At 47.2% G+C, this 17,161-nt stretch carries 12 protein-coding genes; 8 read left to right on the forward strand and 4 right to left on the reverse strand.

The window, feature by feature from the left end; all coding sequences use genetic code 11:
* The first annotated feature begins 133 nt into the window (after positions 1-133).
* Genes ACXAGX_RS06230 through ACXAGX_RS06245 form a run of 4 tightly spaced genes read left to right on the forward strand, consistent with a single transcriptional unit; the run spans position 134 to position 4,396 of the window.
* Entirely contained in the window at positions 134-700 is a 567-nt protein-coding gene (locus ACXAGX_RS06230) for a UPF0149 family protein (protein ID WP_083272975.1), read from the forward strand.
* Positions 701-702: 2 nt separating this feature from the next.
* Positions 703-2,013 (forward strand): Xaa-Pro aminopeptidase, encoded by a 1,311-nt coding sequence (gene pepP / locus ACXAGX_RS06235; protein ID WP_474837250.1) that lies wholly within the window; start codon positions 703-705, stop codon positions 2,011-2,013.
* 3 nt (positions 2,014-2,016) lie between these two features.
* Positions 2,017-3,213 (forward strand): 2-octaprenyl-6-methoxyphenyl hydroxylase, encoded by a 1,197-nt coding sequence (gene ubiH / locus ACXAGX_RS06240; protein WP_474837252.1) that lies wholly within the window; start codon positions 2,017-2,019, stop codon positions 3,211-3,213.
* A 10-nt stretch (positions 3,214-3,223) separates the two neighbouring features.
* Positions 3,224-4,396 (forward strand): FAD-dependent monooxygenase, encoded by a 1,173-nt coding sequence (locus ACXAGX_RS06245; protein ID WP_474837254.1) that lies wholly within the window; start codon positions 3,224-3,226, stop codon positions 4,394-4,396.
* A gap of 40 nt (positions 4,397-4,436) precedes the next feature.
* Here the strand turns inward: ACXAGX_RS06245 and ACXAGX_RS06250 are convergent, their stop codons facing one another.
* On the reverse strand, positions 4,437-4,682 hold the full coding sequence (locus tag ACXAGX_RS06250; protein ID WP_474821412.1) for a hypothetical protein: 246 nt from the start codon (positions 4,680-4,682) through the stop codon (positions 4,437-4,439).
* A gap of 160 nt (positions 4,683-4,842) precedes the next feature.
* Here ACXAGX_RS06250 and ACXAGX_RS06255 point away from each other — a divergent pair, with 160 nt between their 5' ends.
* The gene (locus ACXAGX_RS06255; protein ID WP_474837256.1) at positions 4,843-6,129 is read left to right on the forward strand and encodes a M24 family metallopeptidase; all 1,287 of its coding nucleotides are present in this window, start codon (positions 4,843-4,845) and stop codon (positions 6,127-6,129) included.
* Here the strand turns inward: ACXAGX_RS06255 and ACXAGX_RS06260 are convergent.
* Together ACXAGX_RS06260 and ACXAGX_RS06265 are read right to left on the reverse strand one after the other, a co-directional pair.
* Complete coding sequence (locus tag ACXAGX_RS06260; protein ID WP_474837258.1) at positions 6,126-7,319, reverse strand: porin; 1,194 nt, start codon at positions 7,317-7,319, stop codon at positions 6,126-6,128. The two genes, ACXAGX_RS06255 and ACXAGX_RS06260, sit on opposite strands and share 4 nt — an antisense overlap.
* 256 nt (positions 7,320-7,575) lie before the next feature.
* A complete protein-coding gene (locus ACXAGX_RS06265; RefSeq protein WP_474837260.1) occupies positions 7,576-8,427 on the reverse strand; it encodes a LysR family transcriptional regulator in 852 nt (283 codons plus the stop codon).
* Between the two features lie 139 nt (positions 8,428-8,566).
* On the opposite strand from ACXAGX_RS06265, the gene gcvT reads away from it, so the two are divergent.
* From gcvT to gcvP, 3 genes are all read left to right on the forward strand, one after another.
* Entirely contained in the window at positions 8,567-9,646 is a 1,080-nt protein-coding gene (gene gcvT / locus ACXAGX_RS06270) for a glycine cleavage system aminomethyltransferase GcvT (protein WP_474837262.1), read from the forward strand.
* A gap of 32 nt (positions 9,647-9,678) precedes the next feature.
* Positions 9,679-10,068, forward strand: a complete 390-nt coding sequence (gene gcvH, locus ACXAGX_RS06275; RefSeq protein WP_070125073.1) for a glycine cleavage system protein GcvH — start codon at positions 9,679-9,681, stop codon at positions 10,066-10,068.
* Positions 10,069-10,163: 95 nt separating this feature from the next.
* Entirely contained in the window at positions 10,164-13,061 is a 2,898-nt protein-coding gene (gene gcvP / locus ACXAGX_RS06280) for an aminomethyl-transferring glycine dehydrogenase (RefSeq protein WP_474837264.1), read from the forward strand.
* A 116-nt stretch (positions 13,062-13,177) separates the two neighbouring features.
* Here the strand turns inward: gcvP and ACXAGX_RS06285 are convergent, their stop codons facing one another.
* Positions 13,178-17,011: an NACHT domain-containing protein gene (locus ACXAGX_RS06285; RefSeq protein WP_474837266.1), complete on the reverse strand. Its 3,834-nt coding sequence runs from the start codon at positions 17,009-17,011 to the stop codon at positions 13,178-13,180.
* Between the last annotated feature and the right edge of the window lie 150 nt (positions 17,012-17,161).

Here is a 17,161-nt window from a genome sequence, read left to right on the forward strand (position 1 = left end):
CCTAAAGCATTCCGGTTGCGGTTGAAAGAGGCATTGATTCAAGTGCGCAATCGCTGAGCACGAAAATGGGTTAAACTGGGTTTTAATACGCCTTTTTGTTAGCATGGCGGCAATTAACCAATGGAATTTTTTCGTGGAAAAGCAACTTGATTATGACCGCGTGACTAACACGCTGTCGCAATATGATGTAATCGCCGACGGCGCTGAGCTGCAGGGTATTCTTTGCGGTATGTTAAGCGGCGGCATGCCGGTATCGGAACGCAAATGGCTGGATGTATTAAAAGACACGCTGAACCAGGGCGCGGCGTTCCCGCCGGAGCTGGAAAATATGCTCACCGATGTATTTAATAGCTTATGTCAGCAGTTGGTCGAAGCTGAATTTACCCTCAGTCTGATGCTGCCCGACGATAAAGCACCTATTAATGATCGCGGTTTGGGCCTGATTAATTGGGTACAGGGCTTTATGCTGGGCTTTGGTTTGTATCAGCAAGACATGATGCAATGCTCTGAAGATGTAAAAGAAGCGCTGCAGGACTTCTCTGACATCGCGCGCATGGAAGAACCCATGACGGAAGATGAAGAATCAGAGCGAGCACTTTTTGAAGTGGTGGAATACGTGAAGATTTCCGCACTGCTATGTTTCAATGAGCTGGGTCAGTCACTCATTGAAGATCAAAAAGATAAACCATCGGTACATTAGTTATGATTAGTCCGCAGGAATTTATAGCTCGACAGCATCGTCTGCTTGCATTGTGCGAGCCGGAAAGTGTTTGTGTTATTCCAGCGGCGAGTTTAGTGACCCGCAGTCGCGACACCGAGTACACATTCCGGCAGGACAGCGATTTTTGGTACCTCACCGGGTTTGCCGAACCTGACTCCTGGCTGCTGTTATCGAATCATAGCCAATTCTCCGACCCGTACCGGGCTATGGTTTTCCGCCCTAAAGATAAACAAGCTGAAATCTGGCAGGGCAGAAGGCTGGGTGCTGATGCCGGGTTATCTGAATTTTCTCTCGACGAAGCGTTTGTTTCAGACGAATTGTCCCATGTGTTAGAAGAATGGCTGGGCGGACACGACCATGTGTATTTCCCGTTCGGTAATATGGCGGCAAGTACAGAAATACAGCGCGCTTGCACGACTCTCGCAGCCGCGCACAAAGAAAATCTCGCCCCGAGTGCACTACACGACATCCTGCCACTCATTCATGAGATGCGCCTGTTTAAATCTTCCTGTGAAGTCGCGCTAATGAAGGCCGCAGGAAAAATATCGGCCCGCGCACATAGCCGCGCCATGAAATTTGCCCATCCTGGCTGCTTCGAGTATCAGCTCGAAGCCGAACTGCATCACGAATTTGCCATGTCTGGCGCGCGAAGTCCGGCTTACGGCACCATCGTGGGCAGTGGCGACAACGCCTGTATCTTGCATTACACCGAAAACGCCGATGAAGTAAAAGACGGCGACTTGATCCTGATCGATGCTGGCGCGGAATACTTCGGCTACGCTGGCGACATCACGCGTACCTTCCCGGTATCGGGCACATTTACGCAGCCCCAGCGGGAAATTTACCAACTGGTGTTAGATGCACAAATGGCCATACTGGACCGCATCGGCCCAGGAATGACCCTTACTGAAGCCGGTAATGTGGCGGCCGAAGTGATCACCGAAGGGCTGATTAAACTGGGGCTGTTATCTGGTTCGGTGGCAGAAAATCTTGAGGCGCTGTCGTATCGCGAATTTTTCATGCACGGCATTGGGCATTATCTCGGCCTGGATGTGCACGACGTAGGTGATTATCGTCTGGATGGCGAAGAACGGCCCCTACAGCCAGGCATGGTGATCACTATCGAGCCAGGTATTTATATCGCCCCAGATGCCGATGTGGATGCGCAGTATCGCGGCATAGGTGTGCGAATCGAAGATAACTTGGTGATCACGGCTACCGGGGCAGACGTAATCACATCTGATGTACCTAAAGAAATCGACCAGATTGAAGCATTAATGAGGAAGTCTTAACTGGTGATCCAGACAGATATCGTAATTGTGGGTGGCGGGGCCGTGGGTCATGTTATCGCCCGCGGTTTGCTTGCCCATACTTCTTTTTCCGTGGCACTTGTCGAAGCCAATCAGTATTCAGCGTCGGCCCATCATCCTGGCTTCGACGCCCGCGTTATCGCTTTGGCGAAACGCACCGTTGATGAGCTCAGCAGCCTTGGTATCGACGTTAGTCATGCCGGTGCCGTGCCTATTCGTCATATTCAGGTATCAGATAAAGGGGCTGCAGGTTTGTGTCAGCTCGACGCGGCCGATTTTCATGTAGACCACTTTGGTAAAGTGGTGTCGTTGCATCAACTTGGGGCGGCGCTTCAAATTGCTCCCGACACAGATGACTTTACGCTGCTTTGCCCCCTCACTGTGGATACGGTAGAACGTAAGCAGGATGGTGTTTTATTATCACTTAGCGATGGGCAACAAGTGTCGGCCCGATTAGTTGTGCTGGCAGACGGCGGACGTTCGGGGCTGGATGAACAGCTTGGATTCGAACGCCAGGAAGACGATTACGGCCAAACTGCCATCATTGTTAATGCGTTAACCCAGAAACCGCATAATCATAAAGCTTACGAACGTTTCACTTCACAGGGGCCATTGGCTTTTTTACCTTATGACCCTGGGCTGGCGAGCGGACAAGAAAACGATCAGGGGTTTTCTGTGGTATGGACAGTGCCGCCTGAAAAGGTGGATAACGTTATGTCGCTTGGCGATAACGATTTTAAACGATTATTACAGCAAGCTTTTGGCTGGCGACAGGGCGCTATCACGCAAGTCGGTGAACGTAGCGCTTATCCGCTGGTACTTAAACAAGTGACCACGCCCGTGACGCACCGTGCGGTGGTGTGTGGTAATGCGGCGCAATCACTTCATCCCATTGCCGGGCAAGGTTTCAACCTTGGTTTACGGGATGCAATAGGCCTAGTGAAAACCTTGGCAAAAGCCGACGACCCTGGCGCGTTTTCTGTTTTGCGGGAATATCAGCAAAGCCGAAGAAAAGACAAGCAAGCCACTATTACGCTTACTGATGGGTTAGTGCGTTTATTTTCAAATAATAACCGTGGCCTTATCGGGCTTCGGAATGTGGGACTGGTCGCCATGGACAATTGTCCGTCGTTGAAGCAGGCGTTTGTTAGACAAACCACTGGATTTGCGCCTGGCGCTTAAGGAGAAGTAAGTGGAAAATGTGGATATCGCCATTGTTGGTGGCGGCATGGTGGGATTAAGCCTCGCATCGGCATTAGACGGCAGTGGCCTTAATGTGGCCGTGATCAGCAACCAGCCTTTCGAACAAGCGATGCCGGAAGCCCCCGCATTGCGCGTAAGTGCAATAAACGGCGCGAATCAGCAAGTATTAACCGACTTGGGTGTGTGGCAACGCATGCCGACCAACCGTTTAAGCCCTTACAAAACCATGAGCGTGTGGGATAAAGACAGCTTCGGTCGTATCGATTTCAGCCACGACGATCTCCCCGCGCCCCAGCTTGGTCATATCATTGAGAATCAATTACTCACCAACGCCCTGGCAGAAAAGGTAGGGCAGCAAGCCTCGGTAAAATTGATCGAGGCGAAAATAGACAAAGTGCTCACCGGTCAGCGTGAAACCATGCTGATGCTGAATAACGATGAAGTGATTGCCTGTCGATTGCTGGTGGGGGCCGATGGCGCAAATTCCTACATTCGTCAACACGCGCAGTTTCCGCTGGCATTTAAAGATTATGGCCACACTGCCATTGTCGCCACCATTCGCACCGAAAAGCCCCATGGCCAATGTGCCAGACAAGTTTTCACACCCGACGGGCCATTGGCCTTGTTGCCGTTGGCGGACCCCAATGAAGTGTCCATTGTGTGGTCTCAACGTAACGAAGTGGCGCAAGACATTCTCGCTCTGGATAACGCGACATTCAGCCACCGCCTAACGGCGACCAGCGACTGTGTGTTGGGTCTATTGAGCCTCGACAGTGAACGTATGTCTTTTCCGCTAACCATGCGTTATGCCAGACAATGGGTGAAACCCGGTGTAGTGATCATTGGCGATGCTGCGCATACTATCCATCCCCTTGCTGGGCAGGGCGTGAACCTGGGAATGCGCGACGCTTTCGCATTGGCTGACACATTGAAAACGTGTGTACAGCAAGATGTGGATTTTACCGATGTGGCACAGTTACGTAGTTTCGAACGTGCAAGGAAAGCGGATGCCGCTGCCGTGATTGCCGCTATGGACGGTTTCAAAACATTGTTTGCGGGTGATAATCCACTGAAAAAACTCATTCGTGGAGCCGGACTGGTGGTGACCGATTCCCTACCGGGACTAAAGCGTCAGTGGTTGGCGCAGGCAATGGGGTGGTAGCAGGGCGCCACCGAACAGGAATTCGAGCACGAAAGGGACATTAAACCCCAGCGACTTCCGTCGTTCGTTTCTGGGTTTGAGGATGAAAAATTTCGTACTCTGCCTCAAGCTCAGAAATAAGCTTAATAGTTAGTACAGAAGTGTCGTACAGTTCCGCAACCAACATACGATCATAAGCATCCTCTATGCTCTTGATCAACAGACGTTTGTTGTCACAATAGCGGGACAGGGCAGACAACAAAATAGAGTTAACCTCTTTCAGATTGCTTTCCAGTTTGTTTTCCATGGTAATTGCCTAAGACAATAATTATCGTTGCGCGTTTAGGATTTGTGACAAAACTGAACGCTAAAGACTCGCGCTTCGTCGACAATAGAAGACAACCAGTATACTGCGTGAAAATATCAGGTAATTTAGACAAAAGTATAAAATTAAAAAGGGAATTCCAATGAACAAACGCGCATTTATGAAACTTACAGCCGGTTTCGGCGCCATGACTGCCATGGGTTCGACACTGGCATCAAACGCATCTGTATCCACCACCGGGCAACAATCTAACGCACTGCAACCCATCACCGGCAACGTAAAACCAATTAGCAAAGCAGAGCATGAAGCGCGGATTAAAAAAGCCCAGCAACTCATGGTAAAGCAGGGGCTGAGTGCGCTCGTCATCGAGCCTGGTGCATCTATGACCTATTTCAGTGGCATGCAATGGTGGCGCAGTGAACGTCTTACGGCGCTGGTTATCCCTCAAGAAGGTCAGCCAGCTGTTGTCACCCCATTTTTTGAAGCCCCAAGCGTGAAAGAATCTCTGGCCATCGATGCCGAGGTACGGGTGTGGCAGGAGCACGAAAGTCCGTTTGTTCAGGTAAACGAAGCACTGAAAGCCCGCAATCTTGATAAAGGCAAAATCGGTTTTGAAAATACCGTTCGTTACTTCGTACTGAATGGTCTGATGTCGCAAATGACAAGGTGTGAACATGTACCTGCAGAACCGGTGATTTTGGGCTGCCGCATGTACAAGAGTATCCATGAACTGCAACTCATGCATAAAGCCAACGAAGTCACGTTAAAGGCTTACGAGCATGTGTACTCACAACTCGACGTTGGTATGGCGCAAAGTGATGTTAAACAAATTATGGCTGCCGAACAGCAGCAATTAGGCGGTTCATCCATTTGGGGCCTGGTACTGTTCAACGAAGCCAGCGCTTACCCTCATGGTACCAGTCAAAAGCAAGTGATCAGCGAAGGGTCAACTGTACTTATGGACTGTGGCTGTGCTGTGCACGGGTATCAGTCAGATATCAGCCGAACCTGGGTGTTCGGCGAGCCGTCGAAGAAACAGCGCGAGGTGTGGAATGCCGTGCATAAAGGTCAGCAAATTGCGTTTGAAAGAGCGCAGAACGGCACGCCAACCGGCAAAGTAGACGATGCGGTACGCGAATATTACGAAACCTTGGGTTACGGGCCTGCATACGCATTACCGGGGTTGTCTCACCGAACCGGGCACGGTATTGGAATGGAAGGCCACGAAAAAGTGAATTTCGTACACGGAGAAACCACCAAACTCGCACCAGGCATGTGTTTGTCGAACGAACCGGGTATTTATATTCCGGGTGAGTTTGGCGTGCGATTAGAAGACTGTTTATACATGACTGAATCGGGCCCGGCCTGGTTTACCGAGCCCCCGGAAAGTCTGGATAAGCCGTTAGGCCGTTTAAGCCCGATGGCTTAGAAACTCACGTCCCATTGCAAGCGCCAGGTGGTGCGGTCGCCCACTTCAATGTCTGACTGTTCCATACTGATATGACTAACTTCAGCGGTCACCTTGTTGTCGTGACCGCGAATGAACCAGTTGAGCGCCAGCGACTTCTCAAAGAATTCGTCAGCATTATCGGCGGTGTTCGGGTCGTAGGTGGCATAGCGCACGGCAATTTCTAATGGCGCTGGCCACCAATCAAACGCTTTATGCACAAAGTAACCTGCCTGTCCGTAATAACCGGTCAGAAGAGTTTTTATGCCGCCGTTTATTCTGTCGGTAACTGACTTTTCGTGAAATTCAGCCTGCGCATTGAAGCCCTGGTAAAAGTAAGCCGCATCGATAACGTATTGCTTCACGTCATACTGGCCGGCCGATTCACCAATATCCACATTATCCAATGCGCCGGCACCGGATGAAGAGAATCGAGTATAAATGCTGCGGTACTTTGCGCCTGCTATAGCCAGTGCCGCTTTGGGTTTTTCAGAGCGTTTAATGTCACTGTTTTTAAAGCCCACTTCTTCGCCAAGAAAATTCCACTGCAAGCGACCCGAATACAAGTTCTCCCCATCATGGTTATTGTATTCGCCGCGGCCAGAACCGGTGTAAACGCCCGCCCAATAATTCATGTTCAGTGCACCGCCGCCATCGAAATGACCGTACACCGAGGCACCTTGTTGGCGGTCGATGGTGAAAATACGGTTGATAATGGAGCGATCCATCATTTGCTGACCACCACTGCTTACGCTGCGCTCACGGGAATATTCCACTTTCCATTGGCCTACTTTGAATTTCAGCGCATCGTATTTTTCTACCATGATAGTGGCATTAAGCGTACGGTCGTCGGCTACCTCGTATTCCCAGTAGTATTTCAGCCAGTCACGCACCATATGACCACCTACTTTGAGGCGGGCACGATTCACGTCAAACTGGTTACCACTTTCACGAATGAAGTCACCGGGATCGTTCGGCTGACCAAGGCCAGGATTTGCAAAGCGAGTTTGTACACGTCCGCGCAATTGCATCAGGTATTGGCCGTCGTCACTTTCGAAAATAAGGCCCTTACCGTCATAGTTAGCGAGCGCATCAGATAAGCCCGATGCAGACACGTCAAAAGAGATAATGAGAAATAGGGCGGTTAAACGTTTACATATAAAAGCAGACATGGAGCAACTTGAGGACGGAAAAAAAGGAATGCGAAGTGTAAATATTTTCAGTCGGTGATCAAGGCTGAAAGTCATAAAAGTGTCACCAAAGCGTCATAAATCGGGATGGGTACCACGAGGATCAAAAAAACGGCCGAAATACAGACCGTTTAGTCATTCCACTTTAACGACAATTCATCCAATTCAGATCGCTATTCAGTGCTTATTCACGTTCACCCATTTACACAAAAACGCATTGTAAACGGGCCGCTGTAGACTACCCCTGTAACCGGCTTTTGATGAAGTCTGCCAGTGTGCGGCTTACCACGGGATGCTGAATGCTTTGGTTAAACAAACAAATGTTCACCTTGCCTAAATGGGGGAGTCGGTTGTCTTTCAGCACGGTGAGGTTTTCCGGCATACTCGCGCGGGCGAGGGCGGTAATGCCTAAACCTTGTTGAATAGCCGCCACCAGACCGCTCAAATCCGCATTGGTATAACTGATTTTCCAGGAACGGGTTTGCTGTTTTAATTCGTCGATAACCCGGCTGCGATACATACAGCCATCTGGCGCTAGCACCAGCGGAATGTTTTCGCCTACAAAAGGCCGGTTAGCATCGCCTACCCACACCACATCATCTTCCAGCACCAGTTCACCGTCGTCAGATTTCGCATCAGGGTTCACTAACGCCAAGATTAAATCGAACTGGTTACGGCGTGAGGCATGCAGTAAATCCCGGCTTAACGAAGAGGTAACTTCCAGAGAGACGTCAGGATAACGCTTGGAGAACTCACCAATTAAACCCGGAAGTAGGGTAGAGGCAAATTCATTAGGGATACCCAAACGCAAGCGGCCGCTTAACGGCGCTGGTGTGAGCGCACGGAAAATGCCGTCGTTCAGTTCCAGCAGTTCCTTAGCTTTCGGGTACAGCCAGTTGCCATCGGTACTGGGCATGTGCCGCTGGCCCACTTTGGTGAACAGTTTGCGGTCGAGCTGTTCTTCCAGCTTTTTGATTTGCAGGCTGATGGCAGGCTGTGAACGACCAAGGAAATCCCCGGCTTTGGCATAGCCACCTTGTTCAATTACGCTCACGAAGGTGCGCAGGTTATCTAACGACAGTTGTTTCATAATGATTTGAAATGCTGATGATACGACTGCCTTATATTATATTTGCAAATGTAATGATAAGAAATTCCAATTTGATTGGTCTTTTGTCGTAACCCTATACTTTGTGCTGTTATTAACACATCGAAATGGACAAAGTCGCATGACGAATACTACCGCGTTACACGCCAAGCACCTGGAAGCCGGTGCAAAAATGGTCGATTTCTTTGGCTGGGATATGCCAATTAACTACGGTTCACAAATCGAAGAGCATCACGCGGTACGTCGTGACGCCGGTATGTTCGATGTTTCTCACATGACCATCGTTGATGTGACCGGTGCGCAGGCAAAAGATTATCTGCGTTACCTGCTGGCCAACGATGTAGCCAAGCTGCAGGTTAAGGGCAAGGCGCTGTACAGCGGCATGCTGAACGAAGAAGGCGGCGTGGTTGATGACCTCATCGTTTATTTCTTCGACGACACCAATTATCGTCTGGTAGTGAACTCTGCTACCCGCGAAAAAGACATGAACTGGCTGAACGATAAAGCCAGTGGTTTCGATGTCACCATCACTGAAAAACCAGACTTCGCCATGATTGCCGTTCAGGGCCCGAATGCGAAAGAAAAAGCCGCCACCTTGTTTAGCGCCGCGCAAAAAGAAGCGGTTGCTGGCATGAAGCCATTCTTCGGCGTGCAGGCAGAAGATCTGTTCATCGCCACTACCGGTTACACCGGCGAGGCGGGTTATGAAATTATGGTACCAAAAGCACAGGCCGGTGCGTTCTGGCAGAGCCTGCTGGACGCTGGCGTGAAGCCATGTGGTCTGGGCGCACGTGATACCCTGCGTCTTGAAGCCGGTATGAACCTGTACGGTCAGGACATGGACGAAACCGTTTCACCACTGGCCGCCAACATGGGCTGGACCATTACGTGGGAACCAGAAGATCGTGATTTCGTGGGCCGTAAAGCCTTAGAAGCACAAAAGCAAGCCGGCACCGATAAGCTGGTAGGCCTTGTGATGACCGAGAAAGGCGTACTGCGTCATGGTCAGAACATCCGCACAGAATCAGGGGAAGGCGTGATCACTTCAGGCACCTTCTCTCCAACATTAGGGCATTCCGTTGCACTTGCCCGTGTACCTGCTGATACTGGTGAAACAGTAGAGGTGGAAATGCGTAAAAAGTGGGTTACAGTAAGTGTTGTTAAGCCCAGCTTCGTGCGCAATGGTAAAAGTGTATTGTAATCCCAACATCAAGGAATAATCAGGAACTAATTATGAGCAATATCCCAACCGATTTACGTTATGCATCAACTCACGAGTGGGTTCGCCCGGAAGGCGACGGTGTATTCACCGTAGGTATTTCTGAGCACGCTCAGGATCTGCTGGGTGACATGGTTTTCGTTGATCTGCCAGACGTAGGCGACGCAGTAAGCACTGGCGACGACGTGTGTGTAGCTGAATCTGTAAAAGCCGCTTCAGACGTATACGCGCCAATCAGCGGTGAAATCGTTGCGATTAACGAAGCGCTGGAAGACTCTCCTGAGCTGGTAAACAGCGACCCGTACGGTGACGGCTGGTTATTCAAAATTAAGGCAGATGACGCCACTGAAGTAGAAGGTCTGCTTGACGCAGAAGGCTACGAAAACAGCATCGACGAAGAGTAATCGTCGCGCGCAGCTAAACATCTACAAGGCGTAAAAGGGGCAGGTTATCACGCCCCTTTTGTTTATCTCATCCATTGCGAGTGCTTAACAATACTATGTCGAATTCATCTGTTTCTCTGGCTCAGTTAGAGCAAAAAAATGCCTTCATCCGCCGTCATATCGGTCCGGGTGAAGAAGAAATTCAGGCCATGCTGGCCAAAGTTGGTGCCGAGTCGCTAGACGATTTAATGGCGCAAACCGTACCTGCTGCTATTCAGCTGGACAAGCCAATTGAAGTCGGTGAAGGACAAACCGAAGTTAATGCACTGGCAGCGCTGAAAGCCGTTGCGGGTAAAAACAAAATCAACCGCTCTTTCATCGGTATGGGTTATTACGACACCCACGTACCCAACGTAATCTTAAGAAACGTGCTGGAAAATCCAGGCTGGTACACCGCGTACACGCCGTATCAACCAGAAATCGCCCAGGGCCGTCTGGAAGCTATCCTGAACTTCCAACAAGTCACCATGGATTTAACCGGTTTGGAACTGGCGTCTGCATCACTGCTTGACGAAGGCACCGCCGCTGCTGAAGCCATGGCACTGGCCAAGCGCGTTTCTAAAAACAAAAAAGCCAACCTGTTCTTCATCGCTGACGACGTTCACCCGCAAACCAAAGACGTGGTCGAAACCCGCGCAGAAATGTTTGGTTTCGGCATTGTGACCGGTCCTGCTGCTGAAGCGGCTGATCACGACGTTTTCGGTGCACTGCTGCAATACCCAACGTCTACCGGTGAAGTGAAAGACATCAGCGACATCATCGCTGCTGTTCAGGCAAAAAAAGGGATCGTAGCCGTTGCAGCCGACCTGATGAGCCTGGTAATGCTGAAATCGCCGGGTGAAATGGGTGCCGACGTAGCGCTAGGTAGCGCACAGCGTTTCGGCGTACCAATGGGCTACGGTGGTCCACACGCGGCATTCTTCGCCACCAAAGACGCGCACAAACGTTCACTGCCTGGTCGTATCATTGGTGTGAGCAAAGACACCCGTGGTCGCCGTGCACTGCGTATGGCGCTACAAACCCGTGAACAGCATATTCGCCGTGAAAAGGCCAACTCCAACATTTGTACCGCGCAGGTGCTGCTGGCCAACATGGCATCTTTCTATGCGGTTTATCATGGTCCTGAAGGCCTGAAAACCATCGCTAACCGCATTCACCGTTTTGCCGACATACTGGCAACCGGTTTAACGCAAAAAGGCATGGCGCTGAAACACAGCACCTATTTCGATACCCTGACTGTGCTGGTGGACAACAAAGCTGAAGTACTGGAACAGGCTTACGCACGTGGCATGAACCTGCGTGCAGACATCGACGGTGCAGTGGGTATTTCACTGGATGAAACCACTAACCGCGAAGACATTCTGGCATTGTTCGACGTGCTGTTGGGTCTGGAACACGGTCTGACCATCGACGGCCTGGACGCGGAAGTCACCACGCAGGGCAGCAAGTCTATTCCTGCTGAACTGGTACGTACCTCAGATTTCCTGACCCACGAAGTATTTAACTCGTATCAGTCTGAAACCGAGATGCTGCGTTATATCAAGTCGCTGGAAAACAAAGATCTGGCGCTGAACCACTCAATGATTTCTCTGGGTTCATGCACCATGAAACTCAACGCCACTGCCGAAATGATCCCGGTAACCTGGCCTGAGTTTGGTCAACTGCACCCGTTCGCCCCTGTTGAACAGGCTGGCGGCTATAAAGAAATGATTGATGAGCTGAGCGACTGGCTGATCAACATCACCGGCTACGATAACCTGTCTATGCAGCCTAACTCCGGTGCGCAGGGCGAATATGCTGGCTTGCTGGCGATTCAGCGTTACCACGAGAGCCGTGGAGAAGGCCACCGTAACGTGTGCCTTATCCCAAGCTCTGCCCACGGTACTAACCCGGCGTCGGCGCAAATGGTAAGCCTGAAAGTGGTTGTGGTTGCCTGTGACAAGAACGGTAACGTTGACCTGGCCGACCTGCGTAAGAAAGCCGAAGAAGTAGGTGATAACCTGTCCTGTGCCATGATCACGTACCCGTCTACCCACGGTGTGTACGAAGAAACCATCCGTGAAATCTGTGACATCGTGCACGATCACGGCGGTCAAGTTTATATGGACGGCGCCAACATGAATGCTCAGGTAGGCATTACCGCACCTGGTTTCATCGGCTCAGACGTATCGCACCTGAACCTGCACAAAACTTTCTGTATCCCGCACGGCGGTGGTGGCCCGGGCATGGGTCCTATCGGTGTGAAATCGCACCTGGCGCCTTTCCTGCCAAACCACGCAGTAGTGAACATTGAAGGTACCGGCAAAGATTGTGGTGCCGTTTCCGCAGCACCATGGGGCAGTGCGTCTATTCTGCCAATCAGCTACATGTACATCAAAATGATGGGCAGTGCTGGCCTGCGTAAGGCAACCGAAGTGGCTATCCTGAACGCCAATTACATTGCAAAGTCGCTGGAAGGGCACTATCCGGTACTGTTCAAAGGCCGCAACGATCGCGTAGCCCACGAATGTATCATCGATCTGCGCCCGCTGAAAGAAGCCTCTGGCGTAACCGAAGTGGACATCGCCAAGCGTCTGAACGACTATGGTTTCCACGCACCTACCATGAGCTTCCCGGTAGCAGGCACGCTGATGATTGAGCCTACGGAATCGGAAGCCAAGTTCGAGCTAGACCGCTTCATTGAAGCCATGGTTAGCATTCGCAACGAAATCGCCAAAGTGGAAAGCGGCGAGTGGGATGCCACCGACAACCCGCTGCACAACGCACCACACACCCTGGCCGATATTTGCGACAGCGACTGGAACCGCAGCTACGACCGCAACGTTGCCGCTTACCCTGTAGCTACCGTAGCCCGCAATAAGTTCTGGCCAAGCGTAAACCGTATCGACGACGTTTACGGCGACCGCAATCTGGTGTGCAGCTGCGCGCCGATTGAGAGCTATATTGAGGAGTGAGGTTTCACTTGTCAGTTTCGAATGAAGTTTGTGTTGCTTAAATAAAGTTTGTGATTCAAATGAAGTTTGTGAAAAGGGCCGAAAGGCCCTTTTTTACCTTTAAGCCTAAACTTTTACTAATGCATTTCACTCGGTAATGAACAAACAAGCTCTATATGAAGTTTTTGAGCCATACCTTTCAAGCGTCCATCATCACAGTCTATACACTTTATTAAATCGTATAAAATTTCCACCCAATAGTAGGTATTTCCTCTACGGCTAGCAAGGAAAGAAAGTAACAATTTTTTTTCATCTAATGAAGATTGCCTCATTATTTCAGAAACTTTTAAAGCTTTTTTCTTCATTCCATTTGAATATTCTAACTCTAGTATTAGCTGATAAACGCTGTCGCTGTAGAATTTTCTTGAGGTTTTTAGTAGAGCTTTGTTGATCTTAATGTGTAGACCACAGGAAATAAAATAGCATATTAGTCTAATAATTTCTGGCATTTCTTCGAAATTTAGCTTGGTCAGGTAATTTATGTTAACATTTTCAGATGGGAACACTACGCCCTTGTTTTCGAAGTAACCTGGAGAAATAAATTTTACCAATTCAGCATAGAATCTAGACCAATGATGAATTAAATTTTTTGATTCAAATATACTCTTAGGAGCAAGAGGTACAGAGTGGATGAATAAATTTCCATCAAATCTCTCTAAAGCTTTAGTTAGGGTTTCAATTTCTATATTTTCTAAATCATCAACTCGGCAACTAAGAAGAAATAGAATGGCAGCTAGATTATTTTTCCAATTACGAAGTTCTGAAAGTTCATTTATAATTAAGTTGATATTTTCTATTTCGCCACCAATATGAACTCGGCTATTACTGAAACTTTCTAATATATTAGTCTCGTTTGAACATAGAAGCTCTTCGATTTCAAATTCTTTTTTCTGAAATCCATCCTCGATTGAATCACAAAATACGGAGAATTCATTCTCTGGAAATGTAAAGTTTGGTAGCTTATTTAACAGGAGGTAGTAGTTTACGGAATAAAGAATAATCCAAGGACTACCTCTCCTCACTACGGAATATAGAAAGGTATCATCTTGCTTCACAATACTAAGTGTTGCAATTTCAAGGCTTTTTTTAGTTGGGTTTGTGATAAATTTACTCAAATTAAGTAAAGCATACCAGCAAGGATGTATATCATCAGGATCTTTTTTTCTTATATCATCGACGAATGCTTCTATCCTGTCGCTATCGATATCTAGATCATAGTGAAAAACCCTATTGAAAACTAGACTAAGTCCAGTTTTTAATATGGGTTTTGACACATTCCTGTTTAATCTATTATGTCCTTGTAATAGAATTTTTAAAATTTCGCTGAAGATGTCATTTTTTACATTTTCAAAATTGAAACTAAAATTTAAGGGGGAACTTATCGCCGGATGTATCCGCAAACTTAATTTTGCTAGTTCATTATGTTCGTCTTCTTTGCATAAATCTCTTGAGTAAAATAAATTTAAAATTGTCAATCTGTCCTTTTCATTATCTGGCCAGAATTTTGCCTTTACTTCACTTATCCATATGCAATCGGCTTTGCGTAAATACGCGTACAACAGCCAAGTTGATAGCGTTTTCGAAATTTCACGTTGTCCTAGTCTCATTTCTATTTTTTCTATAAACTGTGCCTTCACGTTACTAGTGGCCAGATTTGAAATTCTACTCGGAAAGTTCAATTCGTTTGGCGATGTATCCAAGAGCTCTAAAGCTGTCGCTATTAAGCCTCTTATGAAAGCTGGTCTATTACCCAAAGTCCCGCTTTCTAAAATATCTAGAGCTAAAATCGAGCCAGGCTTTATTGCACTTACAGCATCTGTAAAGTCAGATTTATTTAAATCGTCACATAATATTCGTATTCGGTCTCTTTCTTGATAGAACTGCGCATCATGAAAAAAGCGTCCAACAGCAAATAGTAGAGTATTTCTCCAATAATCAGATAGGGCAATTTTATGCATGCGTTCAATAACTTTATCAGCGCTTCCTGTTGTTATTTTCATCGCGGCCATATATTCCTGAAGAGATCTAACTTCAAAGCTAAGTAACTCTGGTTTTTTACTAGTTAAAAATACTAGTCTTTGGTTTGCTGCTCCAATGATGTAATTAAGTTCATTTTTTAATTCTTCCCCTTCAAGGCCGTCCTTTTCTAGAAGTTCTTCTACCATACAGCTGAATTCATTAATGGGAAGTTCAGCATTGGTTTGTTTAGTTTCGGCTTCACTTTGTAAGTGAAATGCAACATCATGGTGTATCACGTCAATTACTGGCTTTCTTTTGTTTAGTACTTTATCAAATGGTGCAACCGCCTTCTGTTTCTCCCTTGCATAAATAGTTCGATAATAATCGTCAAAAAGTTGCCAGCGACTCTCACTCGGGGTTCCATGTGAATCGAGAACTGTCACCATAAATGTTATTTGTAATGGTGACTGCATTAATTTTTCTACCAGATGGTTTTCAAGAGCTTCCTTAATCTTGTCTGTTTCTTCGATTCTTTTAGAAGGATGCTTTTCATACCTGGCACGAATATATCCTTCTGCACAACTGAGCGATTGCTTTTTTGTTAATGGGAGGAGATACTGGTGTTTTACTCCTGAATCATCAAATTCGTTGCGGTAGCCATCTGGTCTTGAACTTGCTATCACTAAAACGTCAGCTTCTCTCGCTCTTATATCTCCCAAAAAATTCTGAATACATAGAATCACTTCTTCTCTGTTAGCAGAATTGGGGACTTCGTCTAATCCGTCAAATATTAGAATGCACGGTAAGGCTTCAAACCAATTTAAAAGTTGTGTATGTTTTATTTCAATATCTATAGAGATCTTGCTTCTTATATATTGTGATAGACTGGAAATTCCATCCTTATCTCTTTTTTTTGCTAGTTTTTTAGCAAATTGGTTTAAATCAATTCTGAATGGATATCGAGGCGTTTTAGGCCATGAAAAATCCTCTTTTACACATTTTTCTTTAATTGTAGATATAGCTTTCTTAATTGTCCCAGTGTTTATAGATTGTGGCAACCTTTCCAAAATGGCAGCTCTATGAATCTGCGATAGAAATTGTCCAATTGTAGACTTTCCCGAACCTGGTCCACCAATGAAAACATATTGGCCGGAGTAACTGGAAATATTGTTGCTTTCAAGATTAATTGGGTCCAAGTTACAGGCTGCCGCTGAAAGCAATTCTCTCATTGAGTTGAAAGAATGATGATCATTAGGTTCATCAAATTTGTTAACGGAAGAAGGTAAGTCCACAAATACAGTCGCAAGATCGAGTGAATCACCAGTTCTATCACCCGCTTGAGTTATTTTTGCGTCTCTTTCTGCTAGAAGTTCATTTCGTACGTATGTCATGAGGGTTGTAATGTCTGCTTCAAAAGCGAATTGCTTGGCAATTTCAGCCAACAGATCACCCGAGGTAAAGAATGCCGTAAACCTTCTTCTTATTTCACTGTGGCAGTCAATTAGTACACTTAACTTGTCTTTATCCCATATATCATAGCCGGCTAATTCTAAATTTGACTTGTAGGAATTTATTAATTCATTTAACTTGTCTTTGCCTCCTCCTGCAGAAGATGTTAATTCAACGTTTGTACAAAAAATAAAGTAATCAGGCTTAGGTTCTCGATTTTTAGATTTCTCCCAAAGCTTAAGTTCTTTCTCAAGTTGAGAATAAGCCCATTTAAACTCAGCGTCGCGGTTTTCTATTCTTTCTTTATATTTTGCCTGAATAACCCCGTAACCATCCCAAGATTCATTCCCTTCAATCGGAAAATTTACTTTTCCATTGAATGTAGCTTCTCTTCCACCATCTGGTCCATTACCAAATATCGCGACTCCATTACCAAAAACTTTAACAGATAACGCGTGGACTAGTTGTTCAAACGAGTCTGTAGTGAAGTTATTAAAATCCATTTTCCGTCCAGTAAGTAAACATAATTTCCAATTTATTACGACTAGACTATTACCTTTTTAGGTTAAATGTCTAATTTTATTGACCTTATAAAGGCGATCATTCTCAACTTAAGAACAGTATTCGACAATCAAAGCTATCCAGTTTAAAGG

The sequence above is a fragment of the Alteromonas sp. ABV4_515 genome, assembly GCF_056160345.1.

Bases quoted from the DNA above. Each gene is read 5' to 3' on its own strand.
- ACXAGX_RS06250 (WP_474821412.1), bottom strand. From the start codon at position 4,682: ATGGAAAACAAACTGGAAAGCAATCTGAAAGAGGTTAACTCTATTTTG.
- ACXAGX_RS06265 (WP_474837260.1), bottom strand. From the start codon at position 8,427: ATGAAACAACTGTCGTTAGATAACCTGCGCACCTTCGTGAGCGTAATT.
- gcvP (WP_474837264.1), top strand. From the start codon at position 10,164: ATGTCGAATTCATCTGTTTCTCTGGCTCAGTTAGAGCAAAAAAATGCC.
- ACXAGX_RS06285 (WP_474837266.1), bottom strand. From the start codon at position 17,011: ATGGATTTTAATAACTTCACTACAGACTCGTTTGAACAACTAGTCCAC.
- ACXAGX_RS06260 (WP_474837258.1), bottom strand. From the start codon at position 7,319: ATGTCTGCTTTTATATGTAAACGTTTAACCGCCCTATTTCTCATTATC.
- pepP (WP_474837250.1), top strand. From the start codon at position 703: ATGATTAGTCCGCAGGAATTTATAGCTCGACAGCATCGTCTGCTTGCA.
- gcvH (WP_070125073.1), top strand. From the start codon at position 9,679: ATGAGCAATATCCCAACCGATTTACGTTATGCATCAACTCACGAGTGG.
- gcvT (WP_474837262.1), top strand. From the start codon at position 8,567: ATGACGAATACTACCGCGTTACACGCCAAGCACCTGGAAGCCGGTGCA.
- ACXAGX_RS06255 (WP_474837256.1), top strand. From the start codon at position 4,843: ATGAACAAACGCGCATTTATGAAACTTACAGCCGGTTTCGGCGCCATG.